This window comes from Acinetobacter sp. LF10, from assembly GCF_048585715.1.
GTDB lineage: Bacteria > Pseudomonadota > Gammaproteobacteria > Pseudomonadales > Moraxellaceae > Acinetobacter.
In genome coordinates this window covers 531,874-547,460 of record NZ_CP184160.1, presented here as the reverse complement: position 1 = coordinate 547,460, position 15,587 = coordinate 531,874, and the positions used below count along the sequence as shown (strand labels likewise).

The 15,587-nt window shown below is 39.4% G+C and carries 15 protein-coding genes; 8 read left to right on the top strand and 7 right to left on the bottom strand.

Translation table 11 applies throughout. From position 1 onward, the window contains the following. The first annotated feature begins 39 nt into the window (after positions 1-39). The 5 genes from ACN19N_RS02625 to rsfS all read left to right on the top strand — a co-directional run bounded on the left by ACN19N_RS02625 (position 40) and on the right by rsfS (position 5,898). On the top strand, positions 40-2,850 hold the full coding sequence (locus ACN19N_RS02625) for an ATP-binding protein (protein ID WP_269238520.1): 2,811 nt from the start codon (positions 40-42) through the stop codon (positions 2,848-2,850). A 76-nt stretch (positions 2,851-2,926) separates the two neighbouring features. Next, complete coding sequence (locus ACN19N_RS02620; RefSeq protein WP_420001913.1) at positions 2,927-3,715, top strand: crotonase/enoyl-CoA hydratase family protein; 789 nt, start codon at positions 2,927-2,929, stop codon at positions 3,713-3,715. A gap of 18 nt (positions 3,716-3,733) precedes the next feature. Continuing rightward, on the top strand, positions 3,734-4,600 hold the full coding sequence (locus tag ACN19N_RS02615) for an NAD(P)-dependent oxidoreductase (protein ID WP_420001912.1): 867 nt from the start codon (positions 3,734-3,736) through the stop codon (positions 4,598-4,600). A gap of 23 nt (positions 4,601-4,623) precedes the next feature. After that, entirely contained in the window at positions 4,624-5,418 is a 795-nt protein-coding gene (locus ACN19N_RS02610; RefSeq protein ID WP_269238523.1) for a hydroxypyruvate isomerase family protein, read from the top strand. Positions 5,419-5,499: 81 nt separating this feature from the next. Further along, on the top strand, positions 5,500-5,898 hold the full coding sequence (gene rsfS / locus ACN19N_RS02605; protein WP_004664160.1) for a ribosome silencing factor: 399 nt from the start codon (positions 5,500-5,502) through the stop codon (positions 5,896-5,898). A 40-nt stretch (positions 5,899-5,938) separates the two neighbouring features. On the opposite strand, the gene ACN19N_RS02600 is transcribed toward rsfS, so the two are convergent. Together ACN19N_RS02600 and ACN19N_RS02595 are read right to left on the bottom strand one after the other, a co-directional pair. After that, the gene (locus tag ACN19N_RS02600) at positions 5,939-6,553 is read right to left on the bottom strand and encodes a hypothetical protein (protein WP_269229598.1); all 615 of its coding nucleotides are present in this window, start codon (positions 6,551-6,553) and stop codon (positions 5,939-5,941) included. Between the two features lie 12 nt (positions 6,554-6,565). Next, positions 6,566-7,888, bottom strand: coding sequence for an ammonium transporter (locus ACN19N_RS02595; protein ID WP_420001911.1), 1,323 nt, complete (start codon positions 7,886-7,888; stop codon positions 6,566-6,568). Positions 7,889-8,150: 262 nt separating this feature from the next. On the opposite strand from ACN19N_RS02595, the gene ACN19N_RS02590 reads away from it, so the two are divergent. Then, positions 8,151-8,972, top strand: a complete 822-nt coding sequence (locus ACN19N_RS02590; RefSeq protein WP_420001910.1) for an SDR family NAD(P)-dependent oxidoreductase — start codon at positions 8,151-8,153, stop codon at positions 8,970-8,972. 59 nt (positions 8,973-9,031) lie between these two features. On the opposite strand, the gene ACN19N_RS02585 is transcribed toward ACN19N_RS02590, so the two are convergent. The 4 genes from ACN19N_RS02585 to soxR form a co-directional block, all read right to left on the bottom strand. Beyond that, positions 9,032-10,486 (bottom strand): NAD(P)(+) transhydrogenase (Re/Si-specific) subunit beta, encoded by a 1,455-nt coding sequence (locus ACN19N_RS02585; RefSeq protein ID WP_269229595.1) that lies wholly within the window; start codon positions 10,484-10,486, stop codon positions 9,032-9,034. Between the two features lie 3 nt (positions 10,487-10,489). After that, positions 10,490-10,813, bottom strand: coding sequence for a proton-translocating transhydrogenase family protein (locus tag ACN19N_RS02580; protein ID WP_004664154.1), 324 nt, complete (start codon positions 10,811-10,813; stop codon positions 10,490-10,492). Between the two features lie 11 nt (positions 10,814-10,824). Then, the gene (locus tag ACN19N_RS02575) at positions 10,825-11,952 is read right to left on the bottom strand and encodes a Re/Si-specific NAD(P)(+) transhydrogenase subunit alpha (protein WP_005214623.1); all 1,128 of its coding nucleotides are present in this window, start codon (positions 11,950-11,952) and stop codon (positions 10,825-10,827) included. A 697-nt stretch (positions 11,953-12,649) separates the two neighbouring features. Beyond that, a complete protein-coding gene (soxR, locus tag ACN19N_RS02570) occupies positions 12,650-13,135 on the bottom strand; it encodes a redox-sensitive transcriptional activator SoxR (protein ID WP_269238526.1) in 486 nt (161 codons plus the stop codon). A gap of 71 nt (positions 13,136-13,206) precedes the next feature. Between soxR and ACN19N_RS02565 the strand changes: the two genes are divergently transcribed. Beyond that, positions 13,207-13,626 (top strand): RidA family protein, encoded by a 420-nt coding sequence (locus tag ACN19N_RS02565; RefSeq protein WP_269229592.1) that lies wholly within the window; start codon positions 13,207-13,209, stop codon positions 13,624-13,626. Between the two features lie 20 nt (positions 13,627-13,646). Beyond that, complete coding sequence (locus ACN19N_RS02560) at positions 13,647-14,846, top strand: MFS transporter (protein ID WP_420001909.1); 1,200 nt, start codon at positions 13,647-13,649, stop codon at positions 14,844-14,846. A 156-nt stretch (positions 14,847-15,002) separates the two neighbouring features. Here the strand turns inward: ACN19N_RS02560 and orn are convergent, their stop codons facing one another. Next, positions 15,003-15,557: an oligoribonuclease gene (gene orn / locus ACN19N_RS02555; protein ID WP_269229590.1), complete on the bottom strand. Its 555-nt coding sequence runs from the start codon at positions 15,555-15,557 to the stop codon at positions 15,003-15,005. Positions 15,558-15,587: the final 30 nt, after the last annotated feature.

The window sequence follows — 15,587 nt, the reverse complement described above, 5'->3', positions numbered from 1 at the left end:
TGATAAGATGTTTCGCAGAATGATAAATCTGACCGCGCTATGTCAAATTTCAATAAAACCCTATCTAAACGCTTACGGCTCAATCATGCTTATGGACAATTGATTGCACTTATTTTAGTGCCGATCGCCGTACTGACAGGTGTTGGTATTTTATGGGTTTTATCTGAAACCACCAGTGCAGCAAAACAACAACAATATTCAGATGCTTCTGCGATTTTAGCTCGCTACCATCAAACCGCAGAAAAATTACTACAACTGGTACAACAACACCCCGATCAATATGATCGCGCTCAAAACATTATGCAAAAAATGTTTGATGAGAAAAACTTACAACGCGCTGTCATTATTGATAATCAAGGGCAAACCTATCTCAGTGTTGGTTATCAAAATAATCGTTTTTGGCCGACTTTTCCGAATAACAGTAATTTTTTTGGTCCAATCGCACATAACCACAATAGCATCTATGGTGCAAAATTGGCTGGTGGTCATAACGAATCGATTTGGCTCATGATTGAACTAGACAATCAGCCACTTGAGTTAGCTCGCTATAAAATTCTATTGGCACTGGTCGTGACTGGACTAATTACCTTATTACTTTTATTACTTTGTTTAAACGTATTTTCAAGAATTTGGCTTGCGCCACTCTATGAAATTCGCATGCAAATGCAACGCTTAAATGCAGATACACTTGATCAGCATATCGTGGTGAACAGTACAGGTGAGTTACGCTTACTCCAGCGTGATATTGCGAATGTAGTCAAACGTTTACATTTTAGCTTCTTGGAGTTGAAAGAGCATACTGAACAAACCGAAGAGGATTTACGTCGTACTTTAGATACACTCGAAGTCCAAAATATTACTTATCGTCAAGCACGTGACCAAGCGATTTCATCGAATCAATCTAAATCAGTCTTTTTAGCCAATATCAGCCATGAACTTAGAACACCTCTCAACAGTATTGACGGTTTTATTCACCTCTTACTGCGTCAGCAGAACTTAAGTAATGAACAGAACCTGTATCTTCAAACTATTCGTAAATCTTCAGCTCACCTTTTAGCACTGATTAATGATGTCCTCGATTTCTCTAAAATTGATGCGGGTAAATTAGAGCTCGAAACAGCGCCATTTGATTTGGAAGAAGCTATTTTTGATGTGATGGATATGCTTTCCCCTCTCGCGGCACAAAAGTATATCAATATGGCATTTTACTATGCCGAAAATATTCCCCAACATGTGATTGGTGATGCATTACGCTTTAAACAAATTCTGACCAACCTCATTTCCAATGCCATCAAATTTACCCCAGATGGTGAAATCATTGTTCGTGTACGTATGGAAGATGATGAAATTGGACAATGTCTCTTACATTTCAGCGTCCAAGATAGTGGTATTGGTCTCAGTGGTACCGACCGTAAAAAACTTTTTGAATCATTCTCTCAAGGCGATGCTTCCGTTACTCGTCAATTTGGTGGTACGGGATTAGGCTTAGCGATTTCCAAACAACTTGTTCATTTGATGCATGGTCAAATTGGCTTTGAAGACAACCAAGAACGTGCCCCGACAGAAAAAGGTTCAACCTTTTGGTTTACGGCTTCATTCAAAGTAGATGAACAAGATGAATTTGTTGAGCACCCACATTTCGATCATTTACAAGTGGTGTCTTACCTCGCTCACCCTGCCACAGCGAGCGTGCTTCGTTCATATTTAGAAAACTACCGTGTCTCACATATCGAAACACAATCAATTTTGGATTTATTTAGTCGTCTGAATCATTTAAATCAGCAAGAAAACACATGGCTCATTGTTGACCATAGTGGTGATACAGAAGCACTACTCAAAGAAATTCGTCAGCGTTACCAAGGAAACTTAGCCGTTTACGGTTATCAAATGAGCCTTGAGCCGAACATGCTGAATGAATATCGTGCGCGCCCACTCTATCAACCATTGAGTCGCCGAGAACTGGTGCAACTGTTAGGGAATCAACCGATTTTTGAGCCAGAACCAGAAAACTTTAATGGTCAAGGATTACATATACTTGCTGTAGACGATCATTTACCTAACTTGATTGTACTAGAAGCATTACTCGGTGAATTGAACGTCACCACTACAAAAGCGCTCAGTGGGCAGAAAGCGATTGATATCATTCAAGCACGCATACAACAAAAATTACCGCCATTTGACTTAGTCTTTATGGACATCCAAATGCCAGTGATGTCAGGAATCGATACCACACGAGCAATTCGTTCCTTAGAGTCAACATTAGATACAGGCATGCAACTTCCGATTATTGCGCTCACGGCACATGCTCTAGCAGACGAGAAGCAAAAATTACTCAAAGTTGGTATGAATGATTACGTAACCAAACCGATTCAAATGGAACAAATCATTCAAATCTTAACGCACTGGACGAACAACAATTTCTCTTCTCAAGCAGCAAATACAGAACAAAAACGTTCGACTGAAACGATTGATCCTCAAATTTTGAATTGGCAACAAAGCGTTCAACTAGCAGCGAATAAAGAAGATCTAGCACAAGACCTATTGAATATGTTGGTAGATAGTTTCGATACAGAACTTGCTGAAATGCAACAATTGATTGAAATGGAAGACTTCCCTCAACTGGAACATGTATTGCACCGTCTATATGGCGCTACTCGATACGTAGGAACACCGAATTTGCAACAGGTTTCTGGCGAATTTGAACAATTCGTTTCAACCCTGCGTAAAGAACGACGTAAAGCAGACGATGGCTTTATTCGGGAAACAAATTATCGCTTTAATGAATTGAATACAGCCATTGAACAGGTGCGACAAGCCGCAAATCTCATCTTACACACCCATGACATTTAATGTGACTGCGGTGTCATGTTTCAGGTTAAAGACTCATGTTATGCTGCCCCAATCAAACACAATAAGAGTATGGTAAATGGCACTTTTACGCGTTGAAAAGAACAATGGGATTGCAACAGTTTCCTTAAATCGACCAGATAAACGCAATGCAATGAGTTTTGCATTATTAAAAGAATTGGTTGCAACAGCTAAAAAAATTGAGAAAGATCGTTCAATTCGTTGTGTCATCCTCACGGGTGAAGCACAGGTATTTAGTGCTGGTATCGACTTATCAGATCTAAATAATCCAAAAAATACAGCATTTGCGGCATGGGAACTGATCAAACCTGGACAAAGCTTATTTCAAAAAGCTTTTTTAATTTGGCAAAATTTGCCTATTCCAGTTATTGCAGCGATCGAAGGTTTTTGCTTTGGTGCAGGCATGCAACTTGCGCTAGCAGCAGACATTCGTATTGCAACACCAAACACTCAAATGTCAATTATGGAAAGCCGTTGGGGCTTAGTTCCAGATATGGGCTTAACACGTTCATTAAAAGGACTCATCGGTGTTGATTTAGCCAAAGAATTAACGCTGACTGCGCGTATCTTTGATGCAGGATATGCCAAAGAAATTGGTCTTGTGACACACTTAGACAATGATCCTTTAGCCAAAGCCAATATGATCGCTCAAGAAATCTTACAACGCTCACCTGATGCGATTATGGCAGCGAAACGAGTATTGGATGCAATGGAACATCAACCTGAAAAGGCTTTACGTTTAGAAAAACTGTGGCAGCTTAAATTACTTTTAGGTAAAAACAGTAGCCTTGCACGTAAAAAAGATAAGAATCCAGAAATTCAATTCTTGCCGCGCCAATATAAATAAGCACGAGGATAAATTCACATGCATGCGAATCAACAAACACCTATCGCGTTCTTAGGTATGGGGTTAATGGGTACACGTATGGCCTCTCGACTTCTTCAAGCTGGTTATACTGTAGCTGTATGGAATCGAAGCCAACATGCATGTGAAGCACTTATTCAACAAGGTGCAACTCAATTAGAATTAAACAAGATTGCGGAATACCATGTTATTTTAATATGTTTAGCGGATGATCAAGCTGTTCAAAGCGTTTTCGATCAAATCCAGCCCTATTTAAAAGCAGAGCAAGTGATTGTTGATTTTTCTAGCTTGTCGGTAACCGTGACACAACAATTGGCGCAATCTGCCCAACAGCAACAAGTGACTTGGATTGACTCGCCTGTTTCAGGTGGGACTATCGGAGCAGAACAAGGTACATTGGTCATTTTTGCTGGTGGCGATGAACACACCATCCAAGCACTCGAGCCTATTTATAAAGTCTTATCCCAACGTGTCACCCGTATGGGTGAAACAGGGACTGGACAAGCCACCAAAATTTGTAATCAATTAATTGTTGCAGCAAATAGCACTTTGATCGCAGAAGCTGTTGCATTAGCAAGCCAAGCAGGCGTAGATACTCGCTTACTTGCCCCTGCACTCGCGGGCGGTTTTGCAGACTCTAAACCTTTCCAAATTCTTGCTCCCCGTATGGCAACACACACTTTTGAGCCAGTACAATGGAAAGTGCAAACCTTATCAAAAGACCTTAATAATGCATTAAAACTTGCGCAGAGTTTTAATTTAAAGATACCTGTCGCACAAAAAGCTCTATTACAGTTACAAGCTCACCAAGAAAATGGCTTTTCTGAGAATGATTTAGCAACTATCATTCAATATATAGAGCAATAATAATTGATTCGAGGAGTTTGAATATGAGCCATCTTGCAGTCAATTTATCGATGATTTTTACAGAAGTTCCTTTGATTGAGCGTTTTGCTTTAGCTCATGCACATGGCTTCCAACATATTGAAATTCAGTTTCCATATGAATTAGATGTTATCGATATTCAAACTCAACTTGAACAATATGATCTTTCCCTTTGCCTCATTAATGCGCCTGCTGGCGATTTAATGCAGGGCGGTAATGGCCTAGCAGGTATTCCTGGAAAAGAAATTGAATTTCATCATGCCCTTATGCTTGCAATTCGTTATGCAAAGGCACTGAATGTTCCTCGAGTCAATATTTTAGCGGGTAAACAGCCTCAAGATGCTGACCTCTTACCCTGTTTAAATACCTTAGCAAGCAATTTGAAACTTGCTTGCCACATGCTCACTGAACAAGGTATTGAACCCGTTTTTGAAATGATTAATGGCACAGATATGCCACGTTTTCTAGTTCAGAATATCGCTCAAGCCCAAGAAATGCTGGAAGTCGTCAACCATCCTGCTTTAAAAATGCAGTACGATTGTTACCATATGGCAATGATGGGCGAAGAGATTCTGGCTGGATTACAGGAAAATTTACATCAAATTGGACATATCCAATTCGCCGATTATCCAAATCGACATGAACCTGACACAGGAAATATTCCCTATAAGCAAATTTTTGACTGGTTACGTCAAAGTGACTATCAAGGTTATATTGGTGCAGAATACCGACCAAAAACTCAATCAGATCAATCTTTTGCATGGAAAAAAAAGTACTTTTCCAATGACGTGAATACATAAACTGTTACTGCTGAAATTTGAATTTTATAGAGAAAAACGGTATATTTGACGATGAGTAATTGTCAGGAAAATATACCCTCTATGAATTTAGAACCATCGCCCAGCGCTTCTAATTCTCACGACCTAAAAATCAAAACAGCAAACAAAGATGTACATGCTTGTTTAAAAGTTGTACATGAAGCCCTTACTGATGTAAAAGCCAAAGATATTCTAGAACTTGATGTAAGTTCTATTAGCAATGTTGCCGATGCAATTGTGATTGCAAGCGGAACATCTACTCGTCATGTCAAAGCACTTGCTGACAATGTTGCTGATGAAGCACGTAAAGCAGGTTTTCGCCCAATTGGTGTTGAGGGTGAACGAGATGCTGAATGGATCCTAATTGATCTAGGGTTCGTTGTTGTACACGTTATGCTACCTACCGCCCGTAAGTTCTATGACTTAGAAAGTTTATGGCGTGCACCAGAATCAGTAGCGTAATGCTCAAAAAAGCGACCCAAATTGGTCGCTTTTTTTATATTCATAATAACTGTTTTAAATCAATTTCAGGATGTTGTTGCTTCACTGTATTCTTAATCTGCGCATAAAGCTGATCAGCTTTATTTGGCCCATAAAAATCACAATAAATAGCATAAAAAATTGTAATCAGTTCCGCATAGAGTGCTTGAGGTATTTGCTTAAGACAATTTTTTTCTGAACCATCAATAAATCGATAAGCAGCCAATAAGCGATGCTTTTTCATTTTTACCCCCAGTTCATCTACGAACTCTAAATAATCATTCCGATGAACTGACTTTAAAATTGTGATAATAAAATCATAAAAAGCTTGAAATAAATCTACAGGCTGCTCTTCTTCCGCAATCACCACCTCTAGATCTTCTTTAACCTCAAGATGTTGCTGCTTTTCAACAATCGATATTTCATGCAAGACCTGACGCAACATGTCTTTGCGGAGCAACCGCAACTCATGTGTTGTACAAATTTCACTTAAAAAACGGTTTAATACAAAAGAAGGCTGATGTCCATATTCACTTTCCCAATACTGTAAAACACGTTGCAAAACGGTATCTGGCAAAAATTGGGATAATCCTTTTGTGACTGCCTGCTTCTTTTGTTCAATTGTTAGCTCAACCATAGCGATCACCCCTTAATGCCGATGAGTGATATTTTCAGTCTCAAAAGTTACATCTCTTTGAAACTCAGGATAAGATAATTCCGTATGTTCTGTGTAGTCTAAACCACGTTGTTCATGTTGTTGTGAAACTCGCAAACCACCTAAGAGCTTATCAAGTAATTTAAACATAATAAAAGATGCACCAAATCCCCAAATTAATGCAGCCCCCACACCTAAGGCTTGAACAAGAATAATATCTAAATTAAATAGTGATTTTTCAAAGAAAATACCTGCAGCTAATGTCCCCCATGCACCACAAACACCATGAACAGTCACTGCATCCACAACATCATCTAATTGCATCTTTTCTATAAATTGTGGAACAAAGGTAATTAATAATCCCGCGATTGCTCCTGTGATAATCGCAAACGGCGGTGACATTGTGGCACATCCTGCCGTAATTGCGACTAGGCCCGCTAATGATGCATTAATCGTATAACGCATCAAGACTGCTTTTGATTGAAGCAGTGCAAGAATCATGTAAGTTGAAGCCGCAGCACACGCAGCAAGATGTGTATTCAGTACAATACGCCCAATACTAACACTGGCTGCAACGGTTGAAGCGGCATTAAAACCGAACCAAGCAAACCACAAAATAAAGCCGCCTAATGCAACGAGAGGTAAGTTATGTCCTGCTAAAAAATGACTTTGCCCTTTGCGACCAAAACGACCTAAACGTGGTCCTAACACGATAATGCCTGCCAGTGCCACCCAACCACCAATTGAATGCACGACGGTTGAACCTGCAAAATCAATAAAACCCAGAGCTTTTAACCAACCATCTCCACCAAACAATCCCCCCCAAGCCCAACTTCCAAATATCGGATAAATCACACCACTGACAAAGATGGCACTAACCACATAGGCCACAAAATGTATTCGCTCCGCCATCGCACCACTTGCAATCGTGGTTGCTGTTGCTGCAAACATCATTTGGAAAAACAATAAATTCCAATGCCAGTCATCTAATTGACTCGGCATAAAATATCCCCACCCTATCCAGCCTGTTTGATTTAAACCGAACATCAAACCAAAACCAAATAGCCAGAAAATGATACCGCCTATACAGGTGTCCATATAATTTTTCATAAGAACATTAACGGTATTCTTACTACGAACAGATCCACTTTCAATTAAAGCAAATCCTGCTTGCATAAAGAAAACTAAAATTCCACCAACAACCACCCACACGCTATCCAAGGAAAGGCGAATTTCTTGAATATTAGGTGCAGTTTCAGCAAAAGAAGCGGAAGAGAGAAACAATAAAAATGGCAAAATCAATACGATATTTTTCATATAATTCCCCTAAAAAGAACAAGAAATTAAATGCAAAGAGAATGCCAAAACAAACTTTATTTATTCAAAAAATTTATTGGTTTATATTTATCTATCATAAAAAAGCGATTTAACATTCATATTGATGATTAAAGTTTTTTACTCAAAGTACAAAGATGAGCTATTGGTAATTTTAAAAAATTGACATGACAAATTGTCAAATTTAACACACTATAACACCACCTTAGAACTCGGTTAATAAAAAGTATCACAGGAGTAACACATGAAGGTCTTGATTACAGGTGCAAATACAGGAATTGGCTTTGCTACAGCGGAGCAATTGGTCAAACAAGGACAGCATGTCATTCTTGCCTGCCGCAATCCTCAAAAAGCACAAGCTGCACAAGAAAAATTACGTAAACTTGATCAAGCACAAGTAGACTTAGTTTCACTTGATTTAAATAGTCTTGAACAAACCCGAAAAGCGGCTGATCAAATCGCTGATCAATATGGCAATCTAGATGTTTTAATTAACAATGCTGGTCTTTTTGCCAAAACCAAGCAACTCACCGCTGATGGATTTGAACAACAATTTGGAGTGAATTATTTAGGACATTTCCTTTTAACTCAAAAATTACTCCCAGTTCTAGAAAAAGCACCTAAAGCCCGAATCGTACACCTTGCTTCAATTGCGCATTGGGCGGGTTCAATCAAACCAAATAAATTTCGTGCTGAGGGTTTTTATAATCCACTGTTTTATTATGGTCAATCTAAATTAGCGAATCTATTATTCAGCAATGCACTGGCTGAAAAAATGGCAAACAGTACAATTACCAATAATGCTTTACATCCAGGCGGTGTGGCTTCGGATATTTATCGCGAACTGCCAAAGCCGGTTTATGAAGTGATGAAAATTGGTTTAGTACCCACCTCGGTTCCTGCAAAGTTAATTACAGATATGGCTATTGCAGATCATTGGGCAAACCGCAATGGCGAATATGTCAGTGCTCATATGCCAGATTGGAAATCACCACATGCTAAAAACCAACAACTTGCACGCGATCTTTATGCTCAATCTATGGATTTGGTAGAAAAATATCTTTAATTAAATCGCAAATAAAAAAGCCACCCAAGGGTGGCTTTTATAATCTTAATGAGGTCAGATTAGTGACCACCACCATTGATGGCTTTCGTCATATCTTCCACAACTTTCTTGGCATCACCGAAGATCATCATGGTTTTTTCATTGTAGAACAAGTCATTGTCTAAGCCAGCATAACCTGTTGCCATAGAACGCTTGATCACCATGATGGTACGTGCTTTGTGTGCTTCAAGAATCGGCATACCATAAATTGGTGATGTCGGATCGTCTTTCGCCGCAGGGTTAACTACGTCATTCGCACCAATCACAAGTACTACGTCTGTTGCAGGGAAGTCTGAGTTAATCTCATCCATTTCCAAGATGTCTTCATACGCAACATCAGCTTCAGCAAGTAATACGTTCATGTGACCAGGCATACGACCAGCAACTGGGTGAATCGCGAAGCGAACTTTTACACCTTGCTCTTTTAAGATTTCACACAATTCTTTAACCGCATTCTGTGCACGACCTTGCGCCATACCATAACCAGGTACGATCACAACGCTGTCTGCATTTGACATCAGGAAGCCTGCGTCATCTGCTGAACCAGAACGGTGATTACGTTGAACTTGCTCACCTTTATCTGCTGATGCAACTGCTGCACCACCCATCGCACCACCAAACAAGACGTTGATGATTGAACGGTTCATCGCCTTACACATGATGTAAGAAAGAATCGCACCAGAAGAACCTACAAGCGAACCCGCAACGATCAACATATTGTTTTCAAGTGTGAAACCAATACCTGCCGCAGCCCAACCAGAGAATGAGTTCAAGAGTGATACTACAACTGGCATATCACCACCACCGACTGGCGCAATCCATACCCAGCCAAATGCAAGTGCAAGTGCTGTCATTGCCCAGAATGCAGTCATGTTACCCGTAGTGAAGAAGTAGAAACCACATGCAAGCATCGCAATAAAGATTGTTGCTTGAACTGGTTTAACCCATGCACCAGAAATTGTTTTCGCCCATTTCTTCGCAGCCAATTTACCGTAAGCAAATACAGACGCAGTAAATGTAATCGCACCAACGAAACAGCCAACAAACAATTCGAATAAATGAACTGCACTCATATGTGCGTGTTGAACACCAGCAGCAGTTAAAGCAGCTTCATTTTGTTCAAACAATACATTGAGTTGGTTGTTGTGCAGGATCGCAGCAATCGCAATTAATACCGCAGCCAAACCGACGAGAGAGTGCATCAATGCAACCGTCTCAGGCATTTGCGTCATTGGAACTGTTTTCGCACGTGCGATACCAACAACAGCACCCAATACCATTGCACCGCCAATCATCCAAACTACTGGATGCTCAGCAACAAAGAAGGTTGTTACTACAGCAATCGCCATTGCGATCATACCGTAGCGGTTACCTGCAATTGCAGTCTTAGGGCCAGACAAGCCACGTAAAGTTAAGATAAAGAGGACAGCACCAATCAGGTAGAACCAATCCGCATAGTCTCGAATAAATTCCATTGCTTAGCCCTCTTTTTTCTTTTGCTTCGGCTTGAACATTTCAAGCATACGAGCAGTTACAGCAAAGCCACCAAAAATGTTGATACTTGCCAAGAACACAGCAACAGCACCTAAGATGCTTACAACATTTACACTTTGGAATGCTACATTGGCATCAACACCAATTGCAGGCATACCTACAGTCTGGATCATCGCTCCAACCACAATAATTGAAGACAACGCATTCGTTACTGCCATTAATGGTGTATGTAACGCTGGCGTTACACCCCACACCACGTAATAACCTACAAAGATGGCAAGGACGAAAATTGTAATCGTTTCAACCATGAGAACTCTCCTTAACCGCGCTTGAGCAGTACTTGACCGCCATGAGTCACGAGTAACGCTTTTTGGATTTCTTCTTCTGGATTAATCGCAAAGTTTTTGTCTTTGTCGAATAATGTTTCAAGGAAGTTAAAAACGTTACGTGCATACAATGCAGATGCTTCCGTTGCAACTGTGCCTGGAATGTTTGGAATACCCAAAATTTTCACACCATTTTCAGTAACAACTGTTTCGCCTTCTTTAGAACCTTCAACGTTACCACCCGTTTCAACTGCCATATCTAAAATGACAGAGCCCGGCTTCATTTTGGCAACAGTTTCAGCTTTGATCAGACGCGGAGCATTACGACCCGGAATCAATGCAGTCGTGATTACGATGTCAGCATTTGATACCGCTTTATCTACAATCGCAGCTTGATCTTTGATGTATTGCTCACCCGGCTGCCAACCATAACCGCTTTTCGCAGCTTCAGCAGCACGTTGTTTTTCTTCGTCTGACATTGGTACGTCTAACCATTTACCACCTAAAGACTCAACTTGTTCTTTAGCAGTTGGACGTAAGTCAGTTGCTTCTACAACTGCACCTAAACGTTTTGCAGTCGCAATCGCTTGAAGACCAGCAACACCAACACCCATAATCACGACACGCGCAGGTTTTACGGTACCCGCAGCAGTCATTAACATTGGGAACATACGTTGATATTCAGCCGCAGCTAACAATACAGATTTATAACCCGCTAAGTTTGCTTGAGAAGAAAGTACGTCCATGTTTTGTGCGCGTGAAAGCGTACGAGGAAGTAACTCTAAAGCAAAAGCAGACACTTGCTGAGTAGCAAACTGGTCTAATTCTGGATTGCGGTAAGGGTCAAACATAGCTATTACAGTTGTATTCGCCGCAAGTTTTTGAATTTCGTCACCGCTAGGAGCACGTACCTTCAAAATAATTTGGCTGCCTGTATAAGCATCGTCCGTAATAGTTGCGCCAACTTGTTCATAAGCACTGTCAATATAGGCTGCTTTAACACCAGCGCCACGTTGAATGACAATGCTATGACCTGCGTTAATCAACTTCTTAACTGTTTCTGGTGTTGCCGCTACACGACTTTCACCTGCAACAGTTTCGGTTGGGATTCCGATCTGCATGAGCGTTCCTCAAGCTAGTTTTTCTTAAGTAAACATCGCGAGTCGCAATGTTTCCCCCAGGAGTATTCTTTGTTGAATTTTGGATTCTAATGGAACTTTTTTAAAATTCCACCCAATATTTATTTAATAAATACCTATATTTTGAACTGATGATTCAGATTAATGTTTACAACTTGTATAATCAGCATGTTTGCCTGCTTATAAGTAAAAACACTTTATCTTTATATACTATATGAGTAAGTCTGATTATTTAGACAAACTCACCAGCTCACTGTCTTTTTCAGTCATCAACTACTGATAAAAAAGTAAGGTACAAATAACAAATCAGGGCTTTGTTGCATCAATAACTCATAATCAATACAAATTACTTATCTGGTTTAGATATTGAACGTATTGTGATTTATAAATCATCCGAATCTGCATCATAATCATGCAATTAATCGGTGGGATTGGCTTCTTAGAACATTTATAGCGTTTTTAGAGCGACTTCGATCAAATTTTTACAGATAAAATCATCGATTAGTAAAGACTAAGCAAATCATTCAAAATGATCCAAAGATGCGAATAGCGATCAATGAAGATAATTATCAAAAATAAATGTAAAAATTTTAAATGGCATTTTTTCAAGTGATATTTGTATGATTTTGTCTAATCAAACCCCAAAAATTGCACAAAATTAGTGCAATAAAATCATCTTTTAAATTTCTGCCTCATTTTTTTGATTCAACAAAAATAAAATTTCTTGAAAATGTGCACCCATAGCATCCTCAGCAAGACAATCTTCAGGATTTCGCAAAGGACATTGTTCCAAAGACAAACAACCACAACCGATACATTGATCCAATTGTTGACGTAACTGCAACAACATCATGATTTGCTGATCCAATTGCCCCTGCCACTCTTGTGACATGATTTGCCAATCTTTTTTCGTAGCCACTTGTTGCTTTGGTAAGATACTCAGCGTTTGTTTTATTTGTTTTAAACTGATCCCAACCTGTTGAGCTGCTTTTATAATTGCAATTCGCCTAAGCATCGCACGCTGATACCTACGCTGATTCCCCTCCGTTCTAGTACTCCAAATCAGATCTTTTTCTTCATAAAAACGAATCGTTGGAACACTTACGCCGCTACGTTTTGCAAGTTCTCCTATGCTAAGCCATGTTTCTGGCGAATATTGCTTCAAAATTTTCTTGACCTCTAGTTAACTTGAGCTTTGATACTAGCACATATCAGATTTTATAAAGATGTACCGTAATGAATAAAATAAATACTCAGGCCTTTCAAATAATTAATCCTGAAGCGCTCTATCATCCTAAAAGCAATGGATATAGTCATATTGCTGTTGTGAAACCGAATATGCGAATTATTCATCTCGCGGGGCAAGGTGGAGAAAATAAAAATGGTGAACTTTCACCTTTTTTTGACCAACAGGTACAACAAGTCTTCTATAATATTCAACAGGCTTTAGCCTCAGTTCAAGCAACGCTTTCAGATATTGCCGTGTTACGTGTTCTGATTGTTGATCATGACGCTCCGAAACATCAACTGGTGATTAAAACAATAGTGGATCTTTGGAAAACTCATGAATTCCCAGTTTGTACACTTATTCCAGTCACAGGCTTAGCATTACCAGAAATGCAAATTGAAATCGAAGCGACTGCGTATACTGCCTAAGAACCAGAGAAGAGAATATTATGTCAAACACCCAAAATATTAGTCAAAATAAAGCCTTACTCTGGTTTATGGCAGCAGCATGTGGTTTATGTGCAGGTGCAAACTATTATAGCCAACCCTTAATTCACTCCATTCAGCAATTTTTTGCGGTTACAGAAGGGCAAGCAGCTCTGACTGTAACTTTTGCTCAGGTTTCTTACGCGCTCGGCTTGCTCTTTATTGTTCCAATGGGCGATGTCGTTAATAAGACCAAATTTATTCCGCTCTTAATGGCATTATGTGCGGTAGGCCTATTTATTTGTGCTTTCTCTGTGAATCTACCAATGCTTTGGATTGGTACAATTCTAGTTGGACTATTTTCTGTCGCTGCTCAAGTTTTAATTCCACTCGCAACCATGACTGTTGAACCAGAAAAAACAGGTGAAGTTGTTGGCTTTCTCATGAGTGGTTTATTGGTTGGTATTTTACTTTCCACAAGTCTTGCAGGGCTCTTTTCAAATTTGTTTCATTGGAAAGTCATTTATGTCGTGAGTGGTATTTTAATGTTGATTTTGGCTTATGCACTCAAAAGTCGACTCCCATATGTTATGCGAATCAAAATGGATTACAGACAAATTTTTGTCTCTATGGCTGAATTATTAAAACAAGAAAAACGTTTGCTATTACGTGCATTGACAGGTGCTTTTGCATTTGCAGCAGTCAGTATTTTGTATTCAACGATTGCGTTATTGCTCACAGCAGCACATCACCTTCCTGACCTTGTGATTGGAATGATTAGCCTTGTCGGTATTTTCGGCGCATTATCAACTCAATATATAGGTCGCTACGCTGACCAAGGTTATACCAAACAATTAACTTGGATCGGTTGTGGCTTGTTCATCATCAGTTGGATTTGTTTCTATTTTGGACAAACTTTTCTATTCAGCTACATTCTTGGATTTGCCGTTATCCAATTGGCTTTAGCACTTGTCCATACCAGTAATCAAAGTATTATTTTCCGTTTACGACCTGATGCAAAATCTCGAATTAATGCCATATATATGACGGCGTATTTTACAGGCGGTGCTTGTGGCTCTGCACTTGGGATTTTTTCATGGAATCATGGTGGTTGGACAATGACGTGCATCGCTGGAATGAGTCTTGTTTTTGCCTGTATGCTTTTTAGTTTATTGGATAATTACTTAATTTATAAAAATGAAAATACTGCAAATAATTGCTAGGCTTCCAACTAAAATCACTTATCAATCAATGCATACTAACAATATCTTTGAGCATCAAAAACTCACCCCAAAACAATCAGTTTAATGCTCATTATTTTGGGGTTACCATTTTATTAGCCAATATCACAGCTAACTACTTTTGAGAATCAATGACTTTTAATGATTCATAATAAAAAAGTATTCACGGTAATATTTTAATTCGGCAATCGAGTCACGAATGTCATCCATTGCCAGATGTGAAGCATTTTTCTTTAAACCACTCATAATTTCAGGTCTCCAGCGTTTCGCCAACTCTTTCACAGAAGACACGTCTAAATTACGGTAATGGAAAAATTGTTCCAACTCAGGCATCAAGCGATGTAAGAACCGGCGGTCTTGGCAAATTGAGTTACCACACATTGGTGATGATTTTGGATTGACCCACTTTTTTAAGAACTCAAGTGTTTGCTGCTCTACATCCTGTGCATTGAGTTTACTACGGCGTACACGCTCAATCAGACCAGATTGACCATGTTGCTTGGTATTCCACTCATCCATTGCATTCAAAATGATATCTGATTGATGGACAGCTAAAACAGGTCCTTCAGCTAAAATATTAAGGTTGTCGTCTGTAATAATTGTTGCAATTTCAATAATCTTGTCGTTATCAGTATCAAGACCCGTCATTTCAAGGTCAATCCAAATTAATCGTGTATCTGGGGTGCTGCTCATAAATAGCGATTCTAAAGGGCTTAAAAACAT

Bases quoted from the DNA above. Each gene is read 5' to 3' on its own strand.
- ACN19N_RS02560 (WP_420001909.1), top strand. From the start codon at position 13,647: ATGTCAAACACCCAAAATATTAGTCAAAATAAAGCCTTACTCTGGTTT.
- rsfS (WP_004664160.1), top strand. From the start codon at position 5,500: ATGAATTTAGAACCATCGCCCAGCGCTTCTAATTCTCACGACCTAAAA.
- ACN19N_RS02575 (WP_005214623.1), bottom strand. From the start codon at position 11,952: ATGCAGATCGGAATCCCAACCGAAACTGTTGCAGGTGAAAGTCGTGTA.
- ACN19N_RS02565 (WP_269229592.1), top strand. From the start codon at position 13,207: ATGAATAAAATAAATACTCAGGCCTTTCAAATAATTAATCCTGAAGCG.
- ACN19N_RS02585 (WP_269229595.1), bottom strand. From the start codon at position 10,486: ATGGAATTTATTCGAGACTATGCGGATTGGTTCTACCTGATTGGTGCT.
- ACN19N_RS02600 (WP_269229598.1), bottom strand. From the start codon at position 6,553: ATGGTTGAGCTAACAATTGAACAAAAGAAGCAGGCAGTCACAAAAGGA.
- ACN19N_RS02610 (WP_269238523.1), top strand. From the start codon at position 4,624: ATGAGCCATCTTGCAGTCAATTTATCGATGATTTTTACAGAAGTTCCT.
- ACN19N_RS02620 (WP_420001913.1), top strand. From the start codon at position 2,927: ATGGCACTTTTACGCGTTGAAAAGAACAATGGGATTGCAACAGTTTCC.
- ACN19N_RS02580 (WP_004664154.1), bottom strand. From the start codon at position 10,813: ATGGTTGAAACGATTACAATTTTCGTCCTTGCCATCTTTGTAGGTTAT.
- ACN19N_RS02595 (WP_420001911.1), bottom strand. From the start codon at position 7,888: ATGAAAAATATCGTATTGATTTTGCCATTTTTATTGTTTCTCTCTTCC.
- ACN19N_RS02590 (WP_420001910.1), top strand. From the start codon at position 8,151: ATGAAGGTCTTGATTACAGGTGCAAATACAGGAATTGGCTTTGCTACA.
- orn (WP_269229590.1), bottom strand. From the start codon at position 15,557: ATGAGCAGCACCCCAGATACACGATTAATTTGGATTGACCTTGAAATG.
- ACN19N_RS02625 (WP_269238520.1), top strand. From the start codon at position 40: ATGTCAAATTTCAATAAAACCCTATCTAAACGCTTACGGCTCAATCAT.
- ACN19N_RS02615 (WP_420001912.1), top strand. From the start codon at position 3,734: ATGCATGCGAATCAACAAACACCTATCGCGTTCTTAGGTATGGGGTTA.